This window comes from Micromonospora sp. ATLC20, from assembly GCF_057196585.1.
The window spans coordinates 1-1,347 of the sequence record NZ_JBXUOV010000376.1; the positions used below are offsets into that span (position 1 = coordinate 1).

The following is a 1,347-nucleotide window of genomic DNA, read 5'->3' on the forward strand; positions in this document are numbered from 1 at the left end:
CAGCCGGTCAGCGCCGGTGCCAGCGCCGCCAGTGCCGCGTCCGGCTCGCCCCAGCCGGCCAGCAGGTCGGCCCGCCGCGCCGGGGCGCAGCCCGCACAGCCGGCCACCGGGTCGGTCTCGTCCGCCGCCGACCAGCGCTCGTACGCCCGCCGGGCGGCCGGCTCGTCACCGAGGTGGTCGGCGAGCCGGCAGCGCAGCTCCGCCACCGGTGCCGCGTCCTCGCCCAGCTCCCCGGCGAGCGCGTCCAACAGGGACCGGGCCTGGTCCAGGCCCACCCGGGGCGTGCCGAACGACGCCTCCACCGCCTGCCGCTGGTGCCGGCGCAACCGGGTCAGCTCGTCCGGGCGGGCGTCCAGCAGCCCGGGGTGCCCGTCCAGCGTGGCCCGCATCCGCCGGACCGGCTCCACCGCCCGCCACCGCTCGCCCCGGTGCAGGTACGCGTCGACCAGCGCGAACCGCGCCGACACCGCGGTACGCGGATCGCCGGTGGCGTCCGCCCGGGACGCGATCCGCTCCAGCTCGGCGCAGCGCTCCGCGCCGTCGGGCCGGTCCCGGGCGTCGGCGAGAGCGGCGGCCAGCCCCCTGTCGCGTGCCGTGGTCACCGGAGCGTCCCGCCGGCCAGCTCGTCGACGGCGGCGGCGAGCTGGCACCCGGTGGTCACGCCACAGTCGACGAGCCGGTCGAGCTGGTGCGGCGTCACCCCGCGTTCCAGGTCGGTGGTGACCTCGCCGCACACCTGGGCCGACCCGTCGTCGGCGACGTGCACATACGCCTTCGGCCAGAGCCGGTCGTGGTTCCACGTGTTGCAGAACGCGTGCAGCTCGGGCACGCGCTCGATGCCGAAGTGGTCCGCGACGACGGTGCGGACCTGGAGCAGCTCACCGGCCGCGCCCCGGCGGTGGAACCAGATCAGGTTCCGCTCCCAGCGGCCCACCAGCGCGCCGTCGGGTTCCTCGGCCACCGCGTACCCCCGGTGGGCGAGCACGGCGGCGATCAGCTCGCCGGTCAGCGGGCGCAGTTCCTGCGGGTGTCCGGCCAGCGGACCGTCCGGACCGTCCTCGATCTCCGGCGACGCCATCGGGCATCCCTTCTGAGGCGAATAACACAAACGACGGTCCGACCCGTGCTGCGACGCGCGGACACGACCCGGAAAAGCGGCGATCCACCGGGTGCCGCCGTTACCGTGACTCTATGGCGGGCCGTACCTCTCAGGCGAGCCGGCGGCGCGGCGCGTCGCCGCGTGGCACCACGAACAACCGCGCCCGGCAACCGGCGAAGAAGGCGGCGGCGCGGAAGCCGGCGCGGCGGCGACCGGCTCCCGGGCCGAGCCCGGCCGCGTTCGTCGGC

At 76.8% G+C, this 1,347-nt stretch carries 1 protein-coding gene and 1 pseudogene; both read right to left on the reverse strand.

Annotated elements, in window-relative coordinates; genetic code table 11:
* A pseudogene (locus AC2CHG_RS31400) lies at positions 1 to 602 on the reverse strand (YbjN domain-containing protein); the annotation flags it as partial.
* Positions 599 to 1,078 (reverse strand): type III secretion system chaperone family protein, encoded by a 480-nt coding sequence (locus AC2CHG_RS31405; protein ID WP_262013610.1) that lies wholly within the window; start codon positions 1,076 to 1,078, stop codon positions 599 to 601. The pseudogene AC2CHG_RS31400 and the gene AC2CHG_RS31405, both read right to left, overlap by 4 nt.
* Between the last annotated feature and the right edge of the window lie 269 nt (positions 1,079 to 1,347).